Origin of the sequence: Bordetella sputigena, from assembly GCF_965137885.1 — a bacterium.
In the GTDB taxonomy this organism is placed as follows: domain Bacteria; phylum Pseudomonadota; class Gammaproteobacteria; order Burkholderiales; family Burkholderiaceae_B; genus Bordetella_C; species Bordetella_C sputigena.
The window spans coordinates 362660-386080 of record NZ_CBCSCA010000005.1; the positions used below are offsets into that span (position 1 = coordinate 362660).

General features: G+C 58.5%; 23 protein-coding genes. 11 read left to right on the forward strand and 12 right to left on the reverse strand.

Annotation, left to right across the window (positions count from 1 at the left end):
• Positions 1–17: 17 nt before the first annotated feature.
• Positions 18–1025, reverse strand: coding sequence for a Bug family tripartite tricarboxylate transporter substrate binding protein (locus ACNA0R_RS12525; RefSeq protein ID WP_415826324.1), 1008 nt, complete (start codon positions 1023–1025; stop codon positions 18–20).
• Positions 1026–1079: 54 nt separating this feature from the next.
• Here ACNA0R_RS12525 and ACNA0R_RS12530 point away from each other — a divergent pair, with 54 nt between their 5' ends.
• Complete coding sequence (locus ACNA0R_RS12530) at positions 1080–1460, forward strand: GNAT family N-acetyltransferase (RefSeq protein ID WP_415826325.1); 381 nt, start codon at positions 1080–1082, stop codon at positions 1458–1460.
• Between the two features lie 248 nt (positions 1461–1708).
• On the opposite strand, the gene ACNA0R_RS12535 is transcribed toward ACNA0R_RS12530, so the two are convergent.
• The 5 genes from ACNA0R_RS12535 to ACNA0R_RS12555 are packed head-to-tail and all read right to left on the reverse strand — an operon-like array spanning position 1709 to position 6543.
• Positions 1709–2491 (reverse strand): GntR family transcriptional regulator, encoded by a 783-nt coding sequence (locus ACNA0R_RS12535; protein WP_415826326.1) that lies wholly within the window; start codon positions 2489–2491, stop codon positions 1709–1711.
• Complete coding sequence (locus ACNA0R_RS12540) at positions 2478–3764, reverse strand: Zn-dependent hydrolase (RefSeq protein ID WP_415826327.1); 1287 nt, start codon at positions 3762–3764, stop codon at positions 2478–2480. Before ACNA0R_RS12540 ends, ACNA0R_RS12535 begins: the two co-directional genes overlap by 14 nt.
• A 4-nt stretch (positions 3765–3768) precedes the next feature.
• Complete coding sequence (locus tag ACNA0R_RS12545; RefSeq protein WP_415826328.1) at positions 3769–4602, reverse strand: ABC transporter permease; 834 nt, start codon at positions 4600–4602, stop codon at positions 3769–3771.
• On the reverse strand, positions 4595–5476 hold the full coding sequence (locus ACNA0R_RS12550) for an ABC transporter permease (RefSeq protein WP_415826329.1): 882 nt from the start codon (positions 5474–5476) through the stop codon (positions 4595–4597). Before ACNA0R_RS12550 ends, ACNA0R_RS12545 begins: the two co-directional genes overlap by 8 nt.
• Positions 5473–6543, reverse strand: coding sequence for an ABC transporter ATP-binding protein (locus ACNA0R_RS12555; RefSeq protein ID WP_415826330.1), 1071 nt, complete (start codon positions 6541–6543; stop codon positions 5473–5475). Before ACNA0R_RS12555 ends, ACNA0R_RS12550 begins: the two co-directional genes overlap by 4 nt.
• Before the next feature lie 289 nt (positions 6544–6832).
• Here ACNA0R_RS12555 and ACNA0R_RS12560 point away from each other — a divergent pair, with 289 nt between their 5' ends.
• The 8 genes from ACNA0R_RS12560 (at position 6833) to ACNA0R_RS12595 (ending at position 13817) form a co-directional block, all read left to right on the forward strand.
• Positions 6833–7852, forward strand: coding sequence for a polysaccharide deacetylase family protein (locus ACNA0R_RS12560; RefSeq protein ID WP_415826331.1), 1020 nt, complete (start codon positions 6833–6835; stop codon positions 7850–7852).
• Between the two features lie 46 nt (positions 7853–7898).
• Positions 7899–8957, forward strand: coding sequence for an extracellular solute-binding protein (locus ACNA0R_RS12565; RefSeq protein WP_415826332.1), 1059 nt, complete (start codon positions 7899–7901; stop codon positions 8955–8957).
• Positions 8957–9640, forward strand: a complete 684-nt coding sequence (locus ACNA0R_RS12570; protein ID WP_415826333.1) for an aspartate/glutamate racemase family protein — start codon at positions 8957–8959, stop codon at positions 9638–9640. The genes ACNA0R_RS12565 and ACNA0R_RS12570 overlap by 1 nt, the downstream gene beginning before the upstream one ends.
• Positions 9637–10569 (forward strand): allantoinase PuuE, encoded by a 933-nt coding sequence (puuE, locus tag ACNA0R_RS12575; RefSeq protein ID WP_415826410.1) that lies wholly within the window; start codon positions 9637–9639, stop codon positions 10567–10569. The genes ACNA0R_RS12570 and puuE overlap by 4 nt, the downstream gene beginning before the upstream one ends.
• Positions 10570–10742: 173 nt before the next feature.
• Entirely contained in the window at positions 10743–11171 is a 429-nt protein-coding gene (locus ACNA0R_RS12580) for a cupin domain-containing protein (RefSeq protein ID WP_415826334.1), read from the forward strand.
• Between the two features lie 230 nt (positions 11172–11401).
• The gene (locus ACNA0R_RS12585) at positions 11402–12412 is read left to right on the forward strand and encodes a Bug family tripartite tricarboxylate transporter substrate binding protein (protein ID WP_415826335.1); all 1011 of its coding nucleotides are present in this window, start codon (positions 11402–11404) and stop codon (positions 12410–12412) included.
• 120 nt (positions 12413–12532) lie between these two features.
• The gene (locus ACNA0R_RS12590) at positions 12533–12823 is read left to right on the forward strand and encodes a HigA family addiction module antitoxin (RefSeq protein WP_415826411.1); all 291 of its coding nucleotides are present in this window, start codon (positions 12533–12535) and stop codon (positions 12821–12823) included.
• Between the two features lie 160 nt (positions 12824–12983).
• Positions 12984–13817: a hypothetical protein gene (locus tag ACNA0R_RS12595; protein ID WP_415826336.1), complete on the forward strand. Its 834-nt coding sequence runs from the start codon at positions 12984–12986 to the stop codon at positions 13815–13817.
• Positions 13818–13967: 150 nt separating this feature from the next.
• Here ACNA0R_RS12595 and ACNA0R_RS12600 read toward each other — a convergent pair whose 3' ends face one another.
• The 6 genes from ACNA0R_RS12600 to ACNA0R_RS12625 all read right to left on the reverse strand — a co-directional run bounded on the left by ACNA0R_RS12600 (position 13968) and on the right by ACNA0R_RS12625 (position 21162).
• Entirely contained in the window at positions 13968–14213 is a 246-nt protein-coding gene (locus ACNA0R_RS12600) for an integrase core domain-containing protein (RefSeq protein ID WP_415826337.1), read from the reverse strand.
• A 354-nt stretch (positions 14214–14567) separates the two neighbouring features.
• A complete protein-coding gene (locus ACNA0R_RS12605) occupies positions 14568–15182 on the reverse strand; it encodes a hypothetical protein (protein WP_415826338.1) in 615 nt (204 codons plus the stop codon).
• An 89-nt stretch (positions 15183–15271) separates the two neighbouring features.
• A complete protein-coding gene (locus ACNA0R_RS12610) occupies positions 15272–16882 on the reverse strand; it encodes an RNA-directed DNA polymerase (protein ID WP_415826339.1) in 1611 nt (536 codons plus the stop codon).
• 402 nt (positions 16883–17284) lie between these two features.
• Complete coding sequence (locus tag ACNA0R_RS12615; protein WP_415826340.1) at positions 17285–19729, reverse strand: P-loop NTPase fold protein; 2445 nt, start codon at positions 19727–19729, stop codon at positions 17285–17287.
• Positions 19730–19784: 55 nt separating this feature from the next.
• A complete protein-coding gene (locus ACNA0R_RS12620) occupies positions 19785–20000 on the reverse strand; it encodes a KTSC domain-containing protein (protein WP_415826341.1) in 216 nt (71 codons plus the stop codon).
• Between the two features lie 52 nt (positions 20001–20052).
• A complete protein-coding gene (locus tag ACNA0R_RS12625; protein WP_415826342.1) occupies positions 20053–21162 on the reverse strand; it encodes a restriction endonuclease in 1110 nt (369 codons plus the stop codon).
• Between the two features lie 368 nt (positions 21163–21530).
• Between ACNA0R_RS12625 and ACNA0R_RS12630 the strand changes: the two genes are divergently transcribed.
• Together ACNA0R_RS12630 and ACNA0R_RS12635 are read left to right on the forward strand one after the other, a co-directional pair.
• On the forward strand, positions 21531–22334 hold the full coding sequence (locus tag ACNA0R_RS12630; RefSeq protein ID WP_415826343.1) for an alpha/beta fold hydrolase: 804 nt from the start codon (positions 21531–21533) through the stop codon (positions 22332–22334).
• Positions 22335–22367: 33 nt separating this feature from the next.
• Positions 22368–23411, forward strand: a complete 1044-nt coding sequence (locus tag ACNA0R_RS12635; protein ID WP_415826344.1) for a M29 family metallopeptidase — start codon at positions 22368–22370, stop codon at positions 23409–23411.
• Positions 23412–23421: the final 10 nt, after the last annotated feature.

Below are 23421 nucleotides of genomic sequence, written 5' to 3' on the forward strand. Positions count from 1 at the left end.
AAAGACTCGTACGCAGATCAATGCAAAGGTTTGATGTTCCGAGCGTGGAGCAACGCGGTCCACTGTTGGGTTTCCTCTGCGATTAGATCTTCGAACGCCGTTGGCGTATTAGGTTGCGGCGGAAGATCGTAGATCAGTTGCGCCATTGCTTCACGCAGATTGGGATTCATCATCGCCACGTTCACCGAACGGTTAAGTTTCTCGATGGCATACGACGGCGTCCCCTTCGGAGCCATCAGTCCAAACCATGCAGCGGAAGTCAGGCTTGGAAACCCGGCTTCCGCGATGGTCGGAACCTGAGGCAACGAACTTACCCGCGTGCTTGACATCACGGCAATTGGCCTGAGCTTCCCCGCCTGGATCTGTTGCAACGTACCTGAAACGTTGGTGATCTGCATGTCCACCCTGCCACCGGCTACATCCTGCAGAGCCTGTGCAGACCCCTGGTAGGGAATATGCAACATCGCGGTGTCGGTTTCCTGCTGCAGCAACTCGCAAAGCAAGTGCGGTGTCGATCCTATCCCGCTTGAAGCACAAGTCATTGCCCCTGGGTAGGTTCTTGCCAGTTGCACAAGATCGCCTACAGAAGCTATAGGGGCGTCAGCGCTAACTACCATAACGTACGGCGCCGTCGCCAGGAGCCCTACCGGGACCAAATCACGTGCAAAGTCATAATCCAGATTCCCATACATGACCTTGTGCGTTGTATTCGGCCGAGCGCTGAGGAAGACCGTGTACCCATCCGGCACTGAACGCGCCACGGCTTGCGCTCCTATATTGCTGGCCGCACCGGGTTTGTAGTCGACGATCAGTCTCTGCCCCATCTCCCTCTCGAGATAATCGGCGAGAACGCGAACAAGAGTATCCGGAGTTCCCCCGGGCGGATAACCCACAACCAGCGTGACAGGACGCTCGGGATACGCCTGTTTGCTGTCTTCATCGCCCGCCATCACGCTCATCGGCACAGTTGCGCTGAGCAAAGCAAAAGCCAGGACTTCTTTCCTACACAGAACGCGCATCTCCATCTCCGCTTTTAGTTGTCTCCACACTGACCTGTCGCATGTAATCCCAGGTCCGGCGTGCTCTGTAACGGCAAACACCGTAGTTGTTCCGCTATTACGACACAGGCTCCAAGCGCAGCACTCCCTTTCAGCCGGACCCCGGATGGCGCGGCGGTCGGCCGCGGCGCCTTCCGGCTACTACATGGCGACATCGCGGAGATCAAGCGAATGTACGCAAAGCCGGGGACGCAGGGCGTGGGCAGCGCGGTTCTGAAGTATCTGGAGGCCCGGGCCGCCGAAGCGGGATACCGGAAGGCTTGGCTGGAAACCCGGCGGGTGAACACCCGTGCAGTCGCCTTCTATATAAGGCATGGGTGCAAAGAAATCGCACCTTACGGGAAGTACATCTGGCGCCCGGAGGCGATCTGCCCAGGTAAGCCGATCGCCGGTGGCGAATAGCAGAAGAGTCGTAAGCGCGCCGCGACCACCGCTTCGCCGGCAGGATTTACGAACATTGCGGCGCGCTCGCCTGAAAGTAGTCTTCAACCGCAAAGGCGAAAACAATCTCCCCAAGGGTCGCACAGCCTGCACATTCGTTTGTGGTCCCCGACCTCCATCGGTCCACGATAGAGGCTCGCCCCAACGCTCATGAAGTGCGCTTTCGCGACAAAGCCCAAGACGGCCAAGACGACACGGCGGAAGGCTTTCTATATCGCATGATTTACGTCCAGCCCGCGCTTACTCTGGGCCTCGCGTTCCTCATCCTGCAGCACCAGGCGAGCAAACGCCTCGTCGATCTCCAGGAAATCGAACTTTTGCCGACGCAACGCAAGCAGCGTTTCCAATTCATCCAGGTGATGCGTCATGAGCTTCTCTGCCCGCGCGCCGTTACCGTCGAGAATCGCCTGCATAATGCCCTCATGCTCGTGCGGCCCCGCGCAATTATGCGATGTACATTCGTGCAGCGACGCGGGCGCGAACAAGGAGAAATGCAGCGAAGAGCGCTGCATCAAGCCCCGATGCATATCGACGAGATAAGGATTGCCAGTCAGCTCGACCAGCAGGAAATGGAATTCAGCCGATAGCCGAAACGCCAGCCCCCGATCATCGCGTTGAGCCGCATCCCGTTCAGCGGCAACGTGCTCGGCAAGCCGATGCACCGCCAACACACGCCGCCGTTCGGCGACTTGGCGCGTCACGCCCAGCTCCAGAATCTTGCGCGCATCGTAGATCGCATGCAACTCCTCGACCGTAGGCACCGGAATGAAGGTCCCCCGATTGGGAATCGAGTCCAGCCATTTCTCATGGGTCAAACGCTGCAGCGCCTTGCGCACCCGCTCGCGGCTGACATTCAGCACCCGCGCGATGCGCGGTTCCTGCAGCTTGAGACCCGGGCGTAGCAATCCGGAAAAAATGGCGCGCCGGATCTGGTTGTAGACGGTCTCGTCGGCGTCGCTGGTGCTGGACCTGGTTCCCTCATTGACTGGCATCGATATCCTCCACGGCAGCAACCAGCAGTTTTAGGCCTTCGGCGAAATCCGCGATCTCCATGGCCTCGTCGGGATTATGGCTGCCATGCTCATTGCGCACAAAGATCATCGCCGTGGGCACGCCGCTGATGCCGAAGACGGCGGCGTCGTGGCCGGCCCCGCTGGCCATCTGGATATGCTTGATTCCAAGCCCGCTCGCCAGCCGGACCAGGCGCTCGCGGTGAACCGGAGCAACCGGGCCGGGCAATGCGTTGGTGTACGCGCCCAGGTCGATCCTTACGCCGCGCCGGACGCCGATTTCCTGCGCCATCTCGCGCACAGTCCGATCGACCTGCATGAGCAGATCGTTGTCCTGGCTACGGATGTCCATGCTGAACCATAGTTCGCCAGGGATCTTGGTCATCGTATGCACTTTCGCGTCCGTATGGCACTGACCCACGGTACAGACCAAATCCAGCCCGCGCGACTCATACTCGATCCACATCGCCTCCAGCCTGTTAAGGAACTCGGCGGCCGCCAGCACCGCGTCCTGCCTCGAACGCCGCGGCTCGGCGCCCGCGTGACCGTAGCGCCCAATCACATGGCAATGCTTGTAGCGCAGATTGCCCCGGATCCCGGTCACTACGCCCACTGGCACGCTTTCCTGCACCAGCAGCGGCCCCTGTTCGATATGCAGCTCAAGAAAGCACGCGATGTCCCCGGCACGCAATTGGGGCTCTTGCCGGCGTATGCGTTCAGGCTCGAAACCGGCTTGCGCCATATGCTCGCCCAGCGTACGGCCGGTGTCGGGCCGCACGCACTGGTCCAGCGCCTCGGCTTCCAGCAGGCCCCACGCCGCACGGCTGCCGATATAGGGCGCCGGAAACCAGGAGAGTTCCTCCGCGCGCACGCCCATCACCGTAATGTCGCGCCGGGGCAGACGTCCCGCCCGGCGCCAGCGGGCCAGCATCGCCATGCCGGCGACCACGCCGGCCGCGCCGTCGTAATTGCCGCCATCCGGCACCGAGTCCAGATGCGATCCCGTCATGATCGCGGGCAGGTCGCGCTCCATTCCCGGCAAGGTCAGATAGAGGTTTCCAGCCGCATCGATCCGTTCTTCCAGCCCCAGGCGCCGGCCCAGGTCACGCATCAGGTCGTGCGCCATCTGTTCGCCTTCGCCGTAAGAAGCCCTGGTCACCCCAAGGGCGCTGCGCGAACCACTGCGCAAGGCGTCGAACAGCTCCGCGGCCAAGGCGGTTTCGGCGGCAAGGTCCGTACTCAGCGCGGCAGCCATGGACTCAGCGGACATAGCGGGAAACCCCCAGCACCCGTTCCATGACGAGCGCGAAAACAATCGTGAAGACGATAAGGACACCGGCGACCGCCGCCGCACGCACATCCAGCAGATTCTCTATCAAGTTCCACAGCCGGATCGGCAGTACCTCGCTACGGGCGTCTGACAGGAACAGGGAGATCGGCACGTTATCGAACGAGAACATGAAAGCGATGAAGCTTCCCGCCAGTACGGCGGGCATGGCCAGCGGCAAGGTGATCCGGACGAACGTCCGCGCGCCATTGGCGCCCAGGCTGCGCGAGGCTTCCAGCAGGCTGGGATCGATCTGGCCGAAACCGATCAGCGCGGTACGGATGATGTAAGGCGTGGAAATCGCCATATGGCCGATGACCAGGCTCCAATAGGACAACGGTACCCCTATCGTCTGCAGCCAGACCAGCATGGCCAATCCCAAGCTGATGCCGGGTAGCATCATCGGCGACTGAAAGAACGTTTCCAGTGCGCGGGCCCACGCCGTGCGCTGCCTGGACAGATACAAGGCGGCCAGCGTCGCCATCAGGCTGGCTCCCAGAGTCGCCAGCAGGGACACGCGCAGGCTGATGGCGAATGCATCCCAAATGTCATCCGATTCGCTCCACAAGGCCTGGTACCAGCGCCAGGACATGTCACGCGGAGGAAAACGCAGCGACTCGCCGCCATTGAAGGAAGCCGCCAACGCGATGAAGGTCGGCACCAGCAGCAACAGGATCGCCAGCGCCAGTGTGGCGAACGATGCGAACCGCCAGGTGACGGCGTCGACGCGTCGCCGAATGTGGACGCCGATGGTGGATTCAGCCATGGATGTACCCCTGCGACCGTCGTGCCAGCACGGTGCCGGCAAAGATGATGGCACTTACGGTGACCATCAGGATCACCGCCAGCGCCGCCGCGAAGCCCCAATCCTGGTTCAGGATGGATTGCTGGTAGATGTACATCGGCATATACAGCAGGCCGCCACCGCCAAGGATGGTCTGCGACACGAATGCCCCCACGGCCGAGGCGAACACCAACGCGGCCCCGCCTATCAGCCCCGGCACGCTCAAGGGCAGCAGCACCCGCACGAAAGTACGCCAGTGCCCCGCACCCAGCGATCGCGAAGCCAGCGCGAGGCTGCTATCGACACGCGACAGCACCGTATACAGCGCCAGCACCATCATGGGCAGTTCGATCTGCGTCAGGCCGATCACGACCGCGGATTCGGTGAAGAGAATCCGGATCGGATGATCGATCCACCCCAGCCACAGCAGCAGCGCGTTGATGGGACCCTGGTTGCCCAGGGTCACCAGCCATCCGAAAGTGCGCACGATCGCGCTGACCAATAGGGGCAGGATCACAAGAAGCAGCATGGCCGAACGCAGCCGAGGCCCCACCATCACCATGGCCAGCGCATACGGAAAACCCGCCAGTATGGTCGCCACGGTGGCATAGACACCCAGCCGCAACGTGCCGAACAAAACGCCATAGGTCATGGGATCGGACAACGCGCGCGCGAAATTCGCCGCGGTCAATGCGCCTTCCTGTCCACGAATGCTCATGACCAGCAACACGATTTGTGGCGCCAGCACAAAGACCAGGAAATACACGAGCAGCGGCAGCACCAGCAGGACGTCGGCATCCGGTCGCCGTTTACGCATTATTGTGGGCAGCGGCATGGGCACGGTGGCGCTGGTCATGGCAGGAACACCGGGCAAACGGCACGCGGGTTGATGCGCACCTGTACGCGCGCGCCCGCGGACAAGTTATCGGCGCCGCGCGCGCGAGGCGCCGCAAGCTGCAGTTCGGTACCATCATCCAGCGTGACGCCCACACGGGTGCTGGGCCCCATGGGTCTGGCATAGCGCACCACGGCGGCGGCGCCGTCGTCGCATAGCTCGATCTGTTCAGGACGCAGGGCAATACGCGCCGCGCCCACGCGCCGGCACGGCCCCGCCGACTGGAAGCGCAGCTCCACACCACCGGATGTGCGCAGCGTCCAATGCTCGCCATCGCTCCTGCCCAGTACGCCATCCAGGAATGTCGAATTGCCCACGAAACCACTGACGAAGGGCGTGGTAGGCGCGTCGTAGATTTCGGTGGCGGTACCGAACTGCATGACCTGGCCGGCATTCAGCACGGCGATGCGGTCGGCCATGCTCATGGCCTCCTCCTGGTCATGCGTGACCATGATGGTGGTAATGCCCAGCTCACGCTGGATGCGCAGCAATTCGCTTTGCATTTCCTCGCGCAGGTTCTTGTCCAGCGCGCCCAGCGGCTCGTCCAGCAGCAGCAGGCGCGGTGAAATGGCCAATGCCCTCGCCAGGGCGACGCGCTGCTGTTGCCCGCCGGATAACTGCCGCGGCAGGCGCTTCTCAAAACCATTCATGCGCACCACGTCGAGCATCTCCCGCACCTTGGGCGCGATGCTTTCCTTGGGCGCCCGATGAGAATGCAGTCCATAGGCAATGTTGTCCGCCACGGTCATGTGCGGAAACAAGGCGTAGTTCTGGAACACCATGCCGATGCGCCGCGCCTCGGGCGCGAGCGTGGAAATATCCACGCCGCCCAGGCGCACGGCGCCGCCATTGGCGCGGACAAAACCGGCAATCACCCGCAGCAGGGTGGTCTTGCCGCAGCCGCTGGGGCCGAGCAAGGCGACGAATTCGCCCGCGTTGATCTCCAGATCGATATGGTCGACGGCCACGGCATCGCCGTAGCGGACTTGAATGTCGTCGAGGGTGAGGAAGGCGCTGTCGGTCACCATGCGTGGCGTCCTTTCAGATGGCGGGTGGAAAGCAAGCGCCTAGGGCAATGCAATATCCATGCCATTTTTTGCGCCCTTTACTTCCCTGCGAGTCGGCGGGCGGCATATCACTCTTGCCCAATATCGTGCACATCTTAGATAGAAATGTGCACATTTTTGCCATGGATGTGCACTGATTTTGGGCGCACCGAAAGTGTGCCAGGCGTGCGGAATACCCTCTCTCCATAGGGAAACCGTGCGCCGGGATAGCTGGGCATCGCCGCGGGTTTTCCCGAACCGAAGCTGGCATATGTATTGCATACAACCCTGGGATGCAATCTGGCTGCCGCGGTTCGTTAAGCCCACGCTGCGCGCCGCCCTGCCCTTCTGGAATCTGGAACAGAAAATGAACGAGCGCGTGATACCTCGCGACCTGCATGGCTACAACGGCAATCCACCGCGGGCCCGCTTTCCCCACGGCGCCGCCGTGGCGGTTTCGCTGGCCGTGAACTTCGAGGAAGGCGCGGAGTGGGCCATCGCCGATGGCGACGCCACCGCCGAGCGCGTCGCCGAAATCCATAGCGTCGTGCCGGCCGGCCGCTGGGACCAGGGCACCGAACAGCAATTCGCGTATGGCATGCGTGCCGGCATCTGGCGCATTCTGGACGCGCTGGAACAGCACAAGCGCCACGCCACCTTCTACATGTGCGGGCAGGCCGTGGAGCGTTCGCCGGAGATCGCCAGCCGCATCGTGCAGGCCGGACACGAGGCCGCCTGCCATGGCTGGCGTTGGCGGCCGCACGCGGACTACCAGGACCGCGAGGCCGAACGAGCCGACCTGCGGCGCTGCGTGCAGGTGCTGCGCGAGGTCACTGGAGCAGCTCCCGCCGGCTTTTTTTGCCGTGGCAGCGAAAGCCCCTGGACGCGCGAACTGCTGCGCGAGGAAGGTTTCCTCTATACCAGCAACGGACTGGACGACGATCTGCCTTATTGGGCGACCGCCGGCGCAGCGGGTGACCGTCCCCTGCTGGTCGTCCCCTATGCCTTCGACAGCAACGACATGAAGTTCTTCCACCCCAATGGATTCGTCCGCGCCGACGACATGGTCGGCTACATCAAGGACGCCATCGAAGTGCTGTTGGATGAGGGCCGCCGCGGCGTGCCCAAACTGCTCAATATCGGCCTGCATCTGCGCATCGTTGGCCGCCCCGGGCGCTTTGCCGCCGTCAAGCGCATCCTGGATTTGCTGGATAGCTATGGCGACGAGGTCTGGACCCCTCGTCGCATCGACCTGGCCCGTTACTGGCAGGAACATTTCCCCGCGCGCTAATGCGCATCTTTTGGCGTCTGTCCCTCTCTCTGCAAGGAAACGCTTCATGAAAGACATCAATCTGTCCCGCCGCCACTTGATGGCCGGCCTGTCCGGCCTGGCCCTTAGCGCTGCGTTGCCCAAGCTGGCGCGCGCGCAATCCGACTCACGGATCGTCGTGCAGACGTTTCCCGGCACCTGGGAGCAGGCCGCGCGCAGCGTCATCGTGCCGGCTTATGCCAAGGCCGCGAAGGGAGAAGTCACGATCAGCCCCGTGCTGGCGGTAGATGCGCTGGCGCGATTGGCGGCGTCCAAGAATGCCCCACCCTACGATGTGATCCTGATCGACGAGCCCGCCGAGATCGTGGCGCGCGCCCAGGACCTGCTGGAACCGCTGCCCGTCGCGCAGATGCCCAATCTGGCGAAGCTGCCGCCCGGCCTGGTCGGCAAGGACGGCTACGGCGCCATGGCCGCGCTGCAGGTCTTCGGCATCGCGTACAACCCGCGCACCGTCAAGAACGTGCCGACATCCTGGGAAGACTTGTGGCGCCCCGAATACAAGGGCCGCGTGCTGATCAACGGGCCCGACACCACTATCGGTGCGACGTGGATGGTGGCGCTGGCGAAAATGCACGGTGGCAGCGAAACGAACCTGGAACCGGCCTGGAAAGCCCTGGAAAAGCTCAAGCCCAATCTCGCCACCATCCCGCCGAATCCCGGCGCGGTGGGGCCGCTTTTCCAGCAGGGGCAAGCCGACATCGCGGTGGGATTCCTCAGCGTCGTCGAGCCGCTGCGTGCGCGCGGCGTGGACATCGCGCTGGCCAAGCCGAAGGAAGGCTGGGGAATCGTCAGCAATATCGCGCACCTGGTCAAAGGTTCGAAGAACAAAGCGCAGGCCGCCGCCTACATCAACACCCAGATCGACGCCACGGTACAGGCGCAGTTGGCGAAGGAGCCTTACTACAACGTGCCGAGCAACCGCGATGTGGCCTTCTCCGGACTGCTGGCGCAAATCGCGCCCAATCTGGAGGAATTGCTGAAGTCGCGCAATATGAACTGGGCGCCCATCGCGGCACAGCGCCGCGAGCTGATCGACCGCTTCAACCGCGAATTCCGCCGCGGCTGATGCGCCTGCTCGTCCTCAACCCCAACACGTCGGAGGCGGTCAGCGCCCGCTTGCGCATGGTGTTGTCGTCCGGCCTGACGCGGGGCGAACAGCTCCGCGTCGAGACCGCCGCCAGCGGACTGCCCTATATCGGCGATGTCGCCGCCATGGCGGTCGGCGCCCAGGCGGCGCGTGCGCGCCTGCGGGACGTCATGGCCGAGGCCAGCCCCTTCGACGTGGTGTTGCTCGGCTGCTTTGCGGACTTGGACACCGCGGGCTTGCAGGCGTTGGCGGAGCGGCCTGCCGTCAGTCTGCTGGGCGCCTCCGTCAGGTTGGCCGCCCGGGCGGGCCAGCGCTGGGCCGTCGTCACGGCCGGCGCGGGGTGGCGTGGGCTGCTGTTCGATATGTTTGCCACGGCGATAAAGGCTCAAGGGGTACAGGGATCGTTAGTCAGCGTGCGCACCTTCGAAGCCCAGGATCCCGCCATCGCCGGCGACCCGCTGCGCATGCAGGCCGAAATCACGCGGCTCGCGCAGCTTTGCGCGGACGAGGACCACGCCGACGTCGTCATCGTCGGTGGCGCCGGACTGGGCGGATTGGCGCCCACTGCTCCCGTGGGGCGCAACGGAATCTCTGTACTGGATAGCGTCATGTGCGGACTCCACGTGGCGCGCGAACTGATGCATCGGGAATCACAACCATGACAGGCTCTCAGGTTGGCCCTTACCCGCGCGACCTTATCGGCTATGGGGCCAAGCCACCGTTGGCCGACTGGCCCGGCGGCGCACGCGTCGCCGTGCAGTTCGTCCTCAATTACGAGGAAGGCGCTGAAAGCTCTGTCCTGGATGGCGACGCCTTATCCGAGCGTTTTCTTTCGGAAATCGTCGGCGCCGAGGCCTATCCCGCACGTCACATGAGCATGGAATCGATATACGAATACGGTTCCCGGGTCGGCGTATGGCGGATCCTGCGCGAGTTTGAGCGGCGCGGACTGCCGCTGACGCTCTTCGGCGTTGCCCTGGCCTTGCAGCGCAACCCGGATGTCGCCCGCGCCTGCGTCGAACTCGGCCATGAGATCGCATGCCATGGTTGGCGATGGCTGCATTACCAGAACATCGATGAAACCACCGAGCGCGAGCACATGAGGTTGGCTACGGAAAGCTTGCGCCAACTGACCGGCGGCCTATGGCCGCTGGGCTGGTACACCGGCCGCGACAGCCCGAACACGCGCCGCCTGCTGGTCGAGCATGGCGGCTACGAGTATGACAGCGACTATTACGGCGACGACCTGCCCTTCTGGACGCGGGTAAAAAGCGCGGACGGGAAAGTGTCGCCGCATCTGGTGGTTCCGTACACACTGGACACCAATGACATGCGCTTCGCAACACCGCAGGGGTTCAATACCGCAACGCACTTCTATGAATACCTACGCGACAGTTTTGATGTGCTGTACGCCGAAGGCGCCGAAACGCCGCGGATGATGTCGGTAGGAATGCACTGCCGGCTGCTTGGACGGCCGGGGCGGTTCCTTGCCTTGCAGCGGTTTCTGGATCATGTGCAGCGCCATGACAAGGTGTGGGTATGCCGGCGCATCGATATCGCACGGCATTGGGCGAGGCGGCATCCGGCGTAAGCCGGATGGTGTGCCTCGAAACGCGCATCTGATATCCATTTCTGGTGTTATAGGGTTTGACCGCCATAGAAATCCCCCGATCACGGTCAATGGTCGTCACACGCACAAACGTTCAATACCTAAAGACGCCAGCCTCGTATCCTCGCCGCTCTCCCCTAACCACTGGAGCGACGATGAACCAGCCATCCCAACAATCCGGCTCCGCCCCCGCATCTCGCGGCCAAGGCCAGACCATCGATCTCATCGAAAAGATCAACCTCATCCACGGCCACTGGCAGCCTCGCGTCGTCGCGGAAATGAACGACTACCAATTCAAGGTCGTGAAGATCGCAGGCGACTTCATCTGGCATAGCCATGGCGACACGGACGAAACCTTCATCGTCCTTGAAGGCGAGATGAGAATCGAAGTGCGCGGACCTTTCGGCAATACTTCGGAGATCATCTTACGAGCCGGCCAGATGGCCGTCGTACCAAAGGGCGTCGAACACAAGCCCTGCGCGGTGGGCGAAGTGAAGCTATTGCTCATCGAGCCGCGCGGAGTAGCCAACACCGGCGACCACGCACCCAGTGCGTTAACCGTGGCTAACGACCAGTGGGTCTGAAAAATCAGCCCGGTTGATTCGTCACGCACATCGGACACGACGAGGCGACACCGCTTTCCAGCCCAAGCGGCACAACGTTCCGAGCCACCTACTGGCTTGGAACATGGTTGCAGTCAACGTTACCTACGGCCGGTCCTCGACCAGGACAGATTCATCTTCTAAAGATCGTGCCGCCGACTCTTCCCGCAGTCACACCGGCATGTCGCCAACAATAGTAGAACGGAGACGAGATGCACCGCCTATACCATCTCAAGCGAGAGCTTGCGGCCATTGCTCTGGTGAGCGCGGCCTTACCCTGGGGAGCAATGGCCTCTGACCAGGAGGCGATATACCCGCAGAGACCAGTCGCCCTCGTGATCGGCTACCCGCCGGGGGGTGGCGCCGATACCCTGGCCCGCCTTCTCTCGCGTTACGTGGGAGAAGCGTTAGGGCAAAAAATCGTCATTCAATACAAACCTGGCGCCGGCGGTAATGTCGGCGCCGAATATGTCGCACGCGCAACACCGGACGGCTACACGGTATTTCTTGGCAGCCGACCGAATACGATCCATAAGACGATGTACGGCACCATGAATTATGACTTCGCACGGGACTTGGTTCCCGTGGGACTAGTCGCGAGGGTACCGTTTGTCATGGTAAGCGGCAGCCACAGCTCAATCTCCAGCGTCCAGGATATGGTGAGCCTGGCGCGAACGTATCCAGGTGCTTTAAGCTGCGCATCTTCCGGGGTTGGAACAACATCCCATCTGCTTTGTGAGCTCCTACAACAGGAAGCCGGTATCGATCTGCAGCATGTCCCGTACAGCGGCGGCGCGCAGGCGCTGACGGACGTAATCGGCGGCCGGATAGATATCTATATAGCGACGGTTTCGGAAGCGCTCCCGCACATCCAAGCGAGTAGACTCAGGCCGCTTGCCGCAATGTCTACCTCACGAATACCGGCAATGCCTTATGTGCCAACGATTGATGAAGCTGGCGTATCGGAACTGTCCGGGCTTGAACTGGGGGGCTGGAGCGGACTGGTAGTACCAGTCGGCACACCCGGCCATGTGGTCGAAAAACTCAACCGATCGATAAACGCCGCGCTGATGGACCCGGCGTTGCAGGGCGCAATGGGGCAACACGGCTTTGCTATGCCGCTCCAACCCAACATGCCGATGGCATTCAAAGAATTGATCGCGGAAGAGACTGATCGTTGGAACCGGATTCTGCAGATGCGGAATATAAAGCCGCTCCACTGAGCGGCCATCGTCGGACGAGCCTACGGTGAGGCTCTCTCCATCGCCGAGCACAGAACATTCCTCGCAAATCCGGCGTCGAACCGATCGATTACCAGCTTTACCATTAGGAGTCGCAGCATGATGCATAACCCTCCGCATCCCGGCGAAATACTCAGGGAAGACGTCATTGGCGCCCTTAGTTTGTCCGTGACCGACGCCGCTCAACGGCTGGCTATGTCCCGGGCGGCACTCTCGAGGATTCTTAACGGCAAGGCGAGCATCAGTCCCAACCTAGCCGTACGCCTGGAGCGGGCCGGCGCCGGTACTGCCGAGGCATGGGTTGCTATGCAGGCCAACTATGACTCGTGGCAAGCGCTGCAAGATGAACACCCGCCGGTACAACGGTCGACCGGTCCGGCCGACGCGCACTGACATGGTAGTCGCTTCGCGACGTTGTGCCGGACCGATGAAGATCTCGAAAATCGCTCGCGCGCTCCTTACCTTCATAGCACTCAGTGCATCTATCCACGCATACGGACGTACAGAACGTTGCACTGCCGGTTTGACGACTCACCGCCCACAGTTTGAGGCCGTGATCAGCTACGAAGACACGCAAAGTAAAACCCTTCCTACCGTTCTGGTTCGGATCGACGGGAAGGTCGCGAAGATGTTGCTTGATTCGGGCTCCAACGTAAATATCTTGCTGGACGCCGCTCTCGCGGACGCGACGCCGCGGCCAGGCCCCTATCAGATCGATGCGCATGTCGGATCAGCCGAGGCGCAGAGGGTTCACGTCACATTGGGTGATGATCATGGAAACACCCTTAAGAAGGACTTCTATGTGCTAGCCAACTCCCCTCTCGCGGCAGACGGTTACGCCGGCATCCTAAGTCCGCAGGCGCTTGCGGGCCATGGTGCGGTCGTGATGGACTTCGAGAAAAACTGTCTCTTTACGAGTGTGCCATTCGAGATCAGTGCTGACGACAGCCTTCAAGTACGGCGAGGAAGGACTGTTGAAAATCCACACAACATCATGGCTATCCCCGTTAGGCTTGACGACCACGAGCTTCCATTAATTGTCGACTCCGGCGCATCGGACACCAGGATCCTCTCTTCCCTAGTGAGATCCAAGCCAGAGGGACCGGTAAGCCCCTCTACAACGGATGTCTTTGGACTCGAGGTCCCGAGAGAAGGATCGATGCGCCTAGTCGACCTGGAAATTAATGGGCGGACATTCAGGTCGCATCCCGTTATTCCGATGCCAACTTTGGATGACAAAGGCATCGTAAGCTTCGGCCATATCGGCATGGATATCCTGAAGGACTTAGTCATATATCACGCTGGCGTACAGGGAGAGTTCATACTACTCGCGCGACAGGGTGGCGCAGCGCAGACAGTCGGCGAACGTTCGACCATCAGCAGATGACGCCCGGTCATGTTCCGAAACACCGCCTTCAACCCCGCCGATTCAGGTATTTAGGCATGTGATCATCGCCGCTCCACCGCCCCTGAGGGTTTTCATAAGCTTTTCCGTAGTGATCACAGTCGCGATGCTGGCGCTTTCCGTGAAGGGAACCTATACCCAACACATCCCGGTCGTTGGCAGCCTGTTATCACAAAGCGGAATTGTAATTACCCGGCAGAACCTGATTAGGTTATTAGCGGCTAATGCAAATGGCTCAGCCAGTGCCTTTTTTCCAAGCGCTTGGTGCGGGTTCCGGTGGTTGTAAGAGCGTATCCGGTCGCCGATCACGCGGCTGGCATGCTGCGAGGCTTCGAAGCGGTGCCGATGAGGACACTGTTCCTTGAGCCCGCGAATCATCCCCTTCAATCATTCCGTTCGCAGCAGTGTGGCGTGATGAATTCCTGGCGCAACCCATAGCGCAGCGGACCAATGTGGTATAGCTAGACTGGCGAAGACCACGCCTTCGTCCCGAGCGCAGCAAAAAATGGCGCCCATACCTCGCCCAGCGTACCGAAGCGCGGCTCACAGCGTGCTCCCAAGGCGCAGTTAGATACCAACTCCTAAGTGACCGGTACCGGAGCCCGAAAGGGGGGAGCGCATCAACACTGGCCATGAAGATGGCGAAGCCACGGCCAGTGTTGACGTCCGCTTGACCGCGGTTAGGGTTTTAGTGCTTCACTCGATGTGGCAACGCGCAGCTCTCCGGGCAGGTTATCGCGAAGCTGACGCGCCGGAGAACTGCTCAACCAACGCCGAAAGCGTGTCACTTAATCTAAGTCCCGACAGGGCGTGACTGACGTCTTCAAGACTTTTCCGCCAGGCGACACCAGTGCGGGGATTGAAGAGGCCAATTTCCTTGAAGGTGAGGTTGTCCTTCGCGTACGCGAGCGCCGAATAGGTAAGCAATTGCCGTAGGTCTCCGACTCGGAAGGCTCTGTCTCCGGCCTTAATTTCATAGAGACACGATCCCTCAATGAGATCGCCTTCACACGCTGAGACCAGACCGCATCCGCTGAATCTGGGGCGAAGCGTCGTGGTCTCTACACCCGGGAAAAATTGGAGTAGGCGGAGAACGAGACTCTCCGCCTCTTTTCGACACTCGTCATCAAAATCCTCAGCCGCCAGCGGCGACGCTGATGAGAAGCGGCCAACGTAGGCTATTGAATCGCTAAGCTGCCCATCTATCGCCATGAGTATTTCATCGTGCTTGGCTGGCTTTGGTTTGCTGTGCAATGAGCAAAAAGCGAGGAATGCGGTCTCATTCACCACTGCCCGCATACCCTTCGGAGCCTTGGGCGTTAGCGGCGGCGCGATGCGGTCAACCATTAAGTTCTCCACGGTCCAGAACCCGTCGGCGAGCGGAGTCACTGCGTGCCAAGCCGATAAGTAGTGTGTTGCAAACTGATGCTCGGAGATCACAGAGGAACCCTCCACGCCAAACCCTGCTTCTGTTTTCTCTCTGCCACCCAGTCCAGCACCAGCCTGTCAAACGGACTCTGTTCCTCGCGAATAGAGTCACGCCAGTGCTTTCCTTCATCACCTAACGTGTATGAGGCAATAAGCAGCGCACGCCGCTCCCACCCTGTAAGTATGGCGAAGGAGGTTCTGCAATTCGACAACCAGTAGTCTGCTCGTCGATGCGCCATCAACATGATCAAATCTCGGCGGACCATCATGCTGGAAGTCTTCCTGTACAAAGACGCGAACAGAAGTTCTGTCTCCTCGGAGGTGTCCGTTGCAAGTACGCGCAGTGCGAACGCGATATTAGCTGGGACTTGGGTAATATATGAATCGCTTTGAATCAGTTGCCGCAAGGCGGTATAGAGCGTGCCCTGTACTTCAGGTTCCAGATTGGGCGACAGTGATCGACAGAGCTGCATCACCGAAGGAAATATGGGATAAAGCAAGTCAAGGCTGTCGAGCATTGACCGCATCGCGTCATTTTGAGAAGAAGCCGGAAGCAGTTTAATAGCGGTAACCAGTCGTCTCGTCAGACCCTCATCAATTCTGCTTTTGGCAAGTTCGCGGCCAAGCATTCCAACAATGTCAAATTTGATCAATTCTTCGGCTAACGCTTCGTAATCTTCTGCAGCCGTCGGCGAATACGGATCGTAATGGATTCGAAGTCGTCGGAACGTACGCGCCTCGGCGTCGTCTGCAGATTCTCCATCCGGCGATTCGGCGAAGTCCGACGTTGTGAGGAACTCGGCCGCCGTCAATATCCGAGTCTTATTCTTCTGGAGAGAGAGGCCCTCGTTAGTTAGGAGCAATTCACTCAGACGAATTAAGGCTGAGTGCGCCTTTTCTCTAGACTCTGCAAAGATGAGATAGTCGTCCACGAAACGGATGAAGATAATGCCTTCTGCTATTAGAAGGCGATCCACACTATTCAACAGCAACTCACTCAACAGACGAGCCGCCGGTCCGCCAACCGGAAGACCATACGACGGACCCGCTGCAATCGCACTAACCAAGTCGCGGATACGATTGACTACATCAGCCTTCTCGGTTGCCCGCCGAAGTGCATTCTCAAGCCGGTGATGATAAATGCGCGGATAGAAATCGGAGATGTCACATCGAAGCACATATGCGTGCTTCTCTGCTAAAAATTTAGCCGCTATCTGAAATTGTGACCAACCTATTGTTTTGTCAAAGAGGGCACCAGTTTCTTTATCCGGCTTGTATCGATACGAAAAAACAATGCTCGCTGAAACGCGCCGCGCTTCGATAGCCTCTCCGATAGTTGCAACAAGAGCCAGGAGATACGCATTCCAGACTGGATCAATCTGCGTCCCCTGCCTAAATCCGCTGTATCCAACAGCAACAAGCTCCTTTGACGTCAAAACTGGCATAGTTATAAGCGATCCCTCAAAGTTTTTGTCGATCGCTCTCAGAACAGCACATATCTCACTGGCTTTATCAAAGAAGATATGATTCTCAGTCGGGAAGGGGAAGATGTCGGTATCCCCGTAGGAGGCGATGTTCTTGACCGCAAGCTTCAGTGCTGCATCGTCAACGATAGGCATGATGGGTTCTTTTATTGGTCACTCGTATTCGAGACTGTACTGCTGTAGCCGAGCTGATGCGAGTTGGGTGGTGATGGCTCCGAGCCTCACTAGGCTTAGACAGCACGAAAAGGCAGCTGCCGTTTATATAAAAAATACTTTATTCGTAAAGACGAGCTTCGATAATAACAACAGGGCTATTTGGACAAACCCAAAAATTCAAGATCGTATTCTATGATTAGCGTAGAGGGGCAACGATTCGAATGACGGCTTCTGCCAGTGGCTGACGATCGCTGACGTCGGCCCCTGCCCCCCAAAGCAGACGGCACCTAAGACGTCTGCGACCCCTTACAGACTAGTTATTTGAAAGCCGATATATCCAACGTACGCCTTAGCTTATCTATGGTGAGCCATGCTAACCGCCTAGGAACCGCCATAGTTCCGCTTAGCTGATGCCAGAACTGTTTGGAGCTCCCGTTCCATATCCGTTACCACAAACGGATTCATGCACCATTCTTTTGGCAAACCGCGACGAGTGGCCTCGGTCGTCAACTGTTCGGTCATACCATGGAGCAAGATGAAGAATGCCTGCACCCGGGCGATACGAAGTTCGATACGGCGGACGGTATCGCGCTCTTGCTCGATCTCCTGTGTCAATTGACGTAGACTATCCCATACTGCATCATCGGCGATAAACGTATCCATCATCATCGCTTCTTGGAACACAAAGTCTGTAATGAGATCTCTGACGACGTAACCGCCTAGTCGGCTCGGCATCAAGCTCGAATACTCAGATACGTCAGTATGAGAGACGTTAAAGGCGAAACGGAACACGCATATATCACGGACGGCACGCATCGACAGCTCGGTGCCAAACCCGATCCTTCTAAGTGATTCCAAAATGGATTGGACTTCAGCATATCTAAATGAAGGCAGGCTAGCCATATTCACGAGCGCGCTGAGAATATACACGCGTAACATCTGCGCTTCTGTACGACCGAGTCTCGCGTCAAACGGATTACCGATGGTGCTTAAAGCCTCCTTATAAACCGAAGCACCGCCTTGTAGAATAGCTCGAAGTGCCTCGTGCCTGGGCAGAGTGTATCGCCTATTTGTTTTGTAATGCTCGAGCGCTCTTCCAGGATTTGTATATCCGGTCTCTAGAAATTGACGGGTCATCCGCAATGCCAGGCGGACATCTTCGTTCGCCAGCACCTCGATCATACGACCGACCTCCGTTCCGAGCACTGATGACTGCACGATATCAACAAAAACCGTAGAGTCATCAACCGTCACTCGGGCACCATTCTCGGCTATAAACTCTCCGGAATGACCTGCAAGCAAAAACTTCGCCAATTGAAACCGCTTGGACAGTACAGATGATATCTTTGGGACATCGATCTGAATTGGATCGAAATCATATGCGTCAAAAACCGGGGCACTTCTGTACTTAGCATAAGTCGAGTCTCGCATTGAGATCACGACGTTCACTTGCAATAACTGGCCAAGCGCAAGTACATCTGCAAAAAGTTGCGATTCAAGCTGATCAACCTCGACTTGATCAATATTATCCACCACCAGAAATACTGGCGTGTTTTTGGCGGCATTGCGAACGAGTTTCTCGACGTATGGATGCACTGCGGAATAATCGTTCGCGATAAGCTCGACGATTTTTTCTTTAAGCTTTTCTTCATTTGACGTATATAGGAACAGGGGGCCTCGTTTCAACGCCTCAATTTCAGATCGGTATGCTGGCTCAATCCCTTGGTGAAAGTCTGAAAGGAAGGAGTTCGATTTGACATAATCAAATAGGCGTTCGAAGATGAACTGCTTCGGACTATCACCCTGAGTAAAGGCGCGAAAATCCACGTAGATCCAATGTGGATAAGGCCCCCCCTTACGTTCTTCGAAAAACTTCGACGCTTTCACCTTGCGGGTATAATCGAGGAAAGTCGTTTTGCCCGTACCGACGCTTCCCAGGACGATAACTGCGAGCGGTCTAGACCTTTTTAGTGAACTCGCCAACTTATCCACCATTGCAGACTGCTCGCCCGTCTTCATCGGTCGCGGAGGTTGAGCTGAGAACAATGACGCCTTGCGTGCTAAATGCATGCCGATGTGCTGGTCAAAACGAATGCGCTCAGGGGTCGAAACATACGACTTCTCTAAAAGATCACCATCAAGCTCAGAGATGGCGTCGCTAAAAGCCAGTTCTATGCCCGGTTGGATGAGCGGATATATCGTATTGCGTCGTGGGGTATGTCCGGATGAGCCCAGCAAGTTACCAAGGGTTCGAGCAGATAGTTGATTCTCTTGACGGCCGATAAGCGCTGTCTCAAGGCTTCCGTTGATCACAGAGTCTCGAGCCAAGAGCTCGTGGAATTCTTGGAAATCATCCGAGAGCGCAGACAGAAGTGTCGGAAAAACCAGTGCATAAGAGTCCTGGAACGACATTCGATCGTGCCGCTGGGCCGGAAAAATAATCCAGGCATCCCCATTTGTGACGACGGCAAAATCTATACCGAGACCCCGACAGTAGTCTCGCGCCTGAATAATTGCCTCACCCAGTGCGCCCACGACGAAGGATTTATTTAGACGTTCTTTCCGTCTTAACATTGGTATACTGAAGGCGGCGCCAATCTTCTTTGTTTCGACCACGACACCGACATTCGCTGTTGTTAGGACATAGTCAGCGAATGTACTGTTCCCATCCTCGGAAACATGCTCTTCGGGATTGATATCGCTATCGCTCCAACCGAGAACTTCACGCAACACGCGATCCACAACCTTTAGTCTAGTCGCCGCTTCATTCGCATCGGCCAACTTGAGATTGCGACAAGCTGAAAGTATGCTCTCAATTGCATCCATAATTCCCACTCACAGATTGGTGGCCGTCATCCGCGACCTCATTACGTATATCTTTCTACGTTGGATCAGACCAAAGGCGCTTATACCCTGCGTGGTGATGCAATGACCGTCGGCCGTTGTCGCTGAGGCCGCCTGTGAGCCCTCGGTATACCTCCGCGGGAACGCCGCAAAAATCGTAGTTGCTCTGCTTGAATGTGATCTTCATTCGGTAAGTGGCGGGGTCATATCCCGTTGGCGTAATAGCCCGAGATCGCACCGGGATCATCTCCATCTCCCTCTCTCTACGATTCACGTCTAAGGCTCTGAAAAAAGTAGCCCCTTTATCAGTCCTCTACCACCTCGACCTGAAACTGCTCGATGATCCGATGGTTGTAGTCGTCCAGATACTTCTGCAATTCAACGCGTCCAACTAACCGCACGGCGGCTGAATCGGCCAGTTCCTTCGCCGACTTCGTAAAGTACGAGTTAGTCACCACCATCGCTTCATCACAGTTATAGAAAGCCTTCGCAGCAATCGCTTGTTGGACGGCTGAATTCCCGACGACGCCGGAATAATTCTTTGCCTGGATCACCGTGTCCTTGCCGAATCGGCTGACGAACAGGTCGGCGCCTTGGTCGCCAGTCTTTTTCGTTCCCTTCACGTCATAGCCGATCGTCTGGAATATATCGACGAGGAATTCCTCGAACTGGAAGCCGTCCATCGCGTCGACCGCATACATGGTGACGAAAAGGCTGGGGTTGAAGTTTTCCAAGCGTGTGGCCAGCCGTTCGACCAGGATGTCGAAGTGAATGACTTCGCAATGCTGGAGCCATTTCTGGAAGGCTGCCGCAGGAACTAAAGCGATCCCTACGGTGCTGGCGGCTTGCGGGTCGAATTCGATTTCTGGATATCGAATATCGTTTTCCCAGCAGAAGTAAAAGAAAAGACTCAGGTCCGAGCGGAAGCTGGTGCCGGCTTCGTTGATCCAGGACCTCAGGCTCTCCGACAGGGTCGGTTTCATGTGCCGAGCCAGTTCTCTGGAGAAGCCGGCGTAGGTCGCATTGAAGGCCGTTGTGAGGAGCAGCTTGTCCATTAAGGCGGGATGCCCCTCAAGCTCACTAAAGCCTCTGCGAACGAGGACCTCTCGGAATAGCTCGCGATCCGAGTACACGCCATTCATTCTCGGTCGAGGGCGGCTGGCGTCGTCGCCCTCGGGGGCCAGGATCGACGTGGTGTGGATGAAGTTGGTGAAGTACGGCGTCTTGAGCTCGGCGTACTTCCTCAATACGCTATTCAGCAGCTCATTGAGTTGAGCCTGCTCTTTCTTCTTTCCCAGGAAGTCCTTGATGAAGCCCTTGGACTGATACTGGAATTCGGGATAGAAGGACGGGTCCAGCGGAATGAGCTGCGAGGGCGGAAGGTTGGTGGCGGGCGCGGCGGTCAGCGACGGCATGCATGTGGGGCATGTCGTTTCGAAGGTGGTCTTGCTGCAGTTGCCGCACTGGTAAATCAAAGCGCTTGTCCCCTATCGGTGGCTTGATTCGCGTAAGTCTGGCCTTTCACTACAGTCGCTGAGACATTTGTTCACATCCTATGCAGGCAGATACAGATGCTCAACCGGGTGGCCGGAGGAAGGGTGTTTTTTCAAAACGAAATGAGGCGTGCGGGCAACGGCTAGCTTTCCATTGACCAAAGCCTTCTGTTTGATAGAATATCGTTCTGTTGTACATAACGCGTGGATATAACACTGGCCGCTGCGCGTCCGCTGACGCTGACGCTGACCTCGGCCTTGGCGCGCAGCAGAGCTACCAAGGAAAAAGTGTGATTCAAGGAATAGGCGCGCATATCCGTGCGAACGGCATCCGGCAGCACTACCTGCACTTCGCCGGCGATGGCCCTGCCGTGGTCATTGTTCCGGGCATCGTCAGTCCGGCGATCCTATGGAGCCACGTTGGAGCTTGGCTGGCTGATCACCATGATTGCTATGTCATGGACGTTCGCGGCCGCGGATTGAGCGAGGCTGGGCCGCATTTGGACTATGGCGTCGATGCTTGTGCGCGGGACGTGGTGTCGTTTATCCAGGCACGCAACCTCCATCAGCCCGTCGTGCTGGGCCACTCCATGGGTGGACGTATTGCATTGCGGGCAGCGGCGAAGGCACCTGGGGTCTTCGGTGGGCTGGTGCTGATCGACCCGCCTACCAGCGGCCCAGGCCGCCGTCCCTACCCTGTTCCCAAAGCCAGGACGGTCGATCTGCTGAGGGCCGCGCAGCGTGGCGAAGCGCTGGAAGCAATTCAGCGGAGCAAAGCCGCTCCATGGCCGGACGACTTGCAGCGGCTGCGGGCGGAATGGTTGTCCACCTGCGATGAACGTGCGGTGCATGTCGCCTATGACGACTTCCATAACCAGGACATCTTTGCCGACCTGGCGCAGACCAAGGAGCCGGTTTCCTTGCTTTGCGCTGGCGAAGGCGGCGTAGTCTCCGACGACGACATCGCCGAAATGAAGCAACTACGCACCGATCTGCACGCTGTCCGCCTCCCCGGCGTCGGCCACCAGATGCAGGCTGAGAATTTCGAAGCATTCAAGCAAGCGCTTGCCGGGATTCTTTCCAGGCATACCTAGCCGCACACTTTCCAAACATAGAGGGGACCGCAATTGAAACTCGATGCGGAAGTACTGGAGCTGTTCACGAAAGAACTATCACTGTGCCGCGTAAAGACCGGCGAGACGGTGATCGTGTTGACGGCCGAGGATGAATGGCAGGAGAACGCCTATGCCTTCATGGCCGCGGCCCAGCGGCTGGGGGCCAAGACCTTCAACTTGAACGTGCGGCGTGAGCAGCAGAACGCCGTGGGGGTGCAGGGTCGTCATCCGCTAGTCGGCAATGAGCTCGCCATGAAGACGCTGAAATCAGCCGACATGGTGATCGATATGGTGGGGCTGCTGTTCTCGCGGGAACAGGCGGAGATTCAGGCGGCGGGTGTGCGGATTCTCCGCGTGATGGAGCCGTTCCATGTGCTGAAGCAGATGTTCCCGACGGAGGATCTGCGGCGGCGGGTGGAGTATGCGAAGCAGATCATGGAGCAGGCGAAGCAACTTCGGTTCACCTCCGCCGCCGGTACTGACGTGACGTATCAGCTAGGGCAATACCCGGTGATTTCCGAGTACGGATACACCTACGAGCCCGGCCGGTGGGATCACTTCCCTTCTGGGTTTTCATTCACGCAGGGCAATGATGGCGGGGTGAACGGCACGGTGGTGCTGCAACCGGGCGATGTGCTCTGCGCCTTCAAGAAGTACGTGGAATCGCCAGTGACGCTGAAGATCAAGGACGGCTATGTCACCGACATATCCGGATCAGGGATGGACGCTCAGCTGATCGATAGCTATATCAAAAGCTTCCATGATGATCGGGCTTATGCCATCTCGCATATCGGCTGGGGACTGAATGAGAAGGCGCGGTGGTATCAGTTCGCCGTGACGCGTCAGTTGCCGACCGAGCATGTGATGAACGCGCTGGCGTTTTATGGGAATGTGCTGTTCTCGCTAGGCCCCAACTTGGAGGTTGGCGGGGATAACGATACGGCCTGCCATCTGGATTTGCCGATGCGGCAGTGCAGCCTTTGGCTGGACGATACGCAGATTCTGCAGGATGGCGAGGTCGTCCATCCTGAAATGCGGGTCGAGCGGCACGCCTAAGCTGCCGCGC

What these genes read in the sequence shown, in the direction of transcription:
- ACNA0R_RS12525 (WP_415826324.1), bottom strand. Translation starts at nt 1,025, where the DNA reads ATGGAGATGCGCGTTCTGTGTAGGAAAGAAGTCCTGGCTTTTGCTTTG.
- ACNA0R_RS12535 (WP_415826326.1), bottom strand. Translation starts at nt 2,491, where the DNA reads ATGCCAGTCAATGAGGGAACCAGGTCCAGCACCAGCGACGCCGACGAG.
- ACNA0R_RS12540 (WP_415826327.1), bottom strand. Translation starts at nt 3,764, where the DNA reads ATGGCTGCCGCGCTGAGTACGGACCTTGCCGCCGAAACCGCCTTGGCC.
- ACNA0R_RS12545 (WP_415826328.1), bottom strand. Translation starts at nt 4,602, where the DNA reads ATGGCTGAATCCACCATCGGCGTCCACATTCGGCGACGCGTCGACGCC.
- ACNA0R_RS12550 (WP_415826329.1), bottom strand. Translation starts at nt 5,476, where the DNA reads ATGACCAGCGCCACCGTGCCCATGCCGCTGCCCACAATAATGCGTAAA.
- ACNA0R_RS12555 (WP_415826330.1), bottom strand. Translation starts at nt 6,543, where the DNA reads ATGGTGACCGACAGCGCCTTCCTCACCCTCGACGACATTCAAGTCCGC.
- ACNA0R_RS12560 (WP_415826331.1), top strand. Translation starts at nt 6,833, where the DNA reads ATGTATTGCATACAACCCTGGGATGCAATCTGGCTGCCGCGGTTCGTT.
- ACNA0R_RS12565 (WP_415826332.1), top strand. Translation starts at nt 7,899, where the DNA reads ATGAAAGACATCAATCTGTCCCGCCGCCACTTGATGGCCGGCCTGTCC.
- ACNA0R_RS12570 (WP_415826333.1), top strand. Translation starts at nt 8,957, where the DNA reads ATGCGCCTGCTCGTCCTCAACCCCAACACGTCGGAGGCGGTCAGCGCC.
- puuE (WP_415826410.1), top strand. Translation starts at nt 9,637, where the DNA reads ATGACAGGCTCTCAGGTTGGCCCTTACCCGCGCGACCTTATCGGCTAT.
- ACNA0R_RS12580 (WP_415826334.1), top strand. Translation starts at nt 10,743, where the DNA reads ATGAACCAGCCATCCCAACAATCCGGCTCCGCCCCCGCATCTCGCGGC.
- ACNA0R_RS12585 (WP_415826335.1), top strand. Translation starts at nt 11,402, where the DNA reads ATGCACCGCCTATACCATCTCAAGCGAGAGCTTGCGGCCATTGCTCTG.
- ACNA0R_RS12590 (WP_415826411.1), top strand. Translation starts at nt 12,533, where the DNA reads ATGCATAACCCTCCGCATCCCGGCGAAATACTCAGGGAAGACGTCATT.
- ACNA0R_RS12600 (WP_415826337.1), bottom strand. Translation starts at nt 14,213, where the DNA reads ATGATTCGCGGGCTCAAGGAACAGTGTCCTCATCGGCACCGCTTCGAA.
- ACNA0R_RS12605 (WP_415826338.1), bottom strand. Translation starts at nt 15,182, where the DNA reads ATGGTTGACCGCATCGCGCCGCCGCTAACGCCCAAGGCTCCGAAGGGT.
- ACNA0R_RS12610 (WP_415826339.1), bottom strand. Translation starts at nt 16,882, where the DNA reads ATGCCTATCGTTGACGATGCAGCACTGAAGCTTGCGGTCAAGAACATC.
- ACNA0R_RS12615 (WP_415826340.1), bottom strand. Translation starts at nt 19,729, where the DNA reads ATGGATGCAATTGAGAGCATACTTTCAGCTTGTCGCAATCTCAAGTTG.
- ACNA0R_RS12620 (WP_415826341.1), bottom strand. Translation starts at nt 20,000, where the DNA reads ATGGAGATGATCCCGGTGCGATCTCGGGCTATTACGCCAACGGGATAT.
- ACNA0R_RS12625 (WP_415826342.1), bottom strand. Translation starts at nt 21,162, where the DNA reads ATGCCGTCGCTGACCGCCGCGCCCGCCACCAACCTTCCGCCCTCGCAG.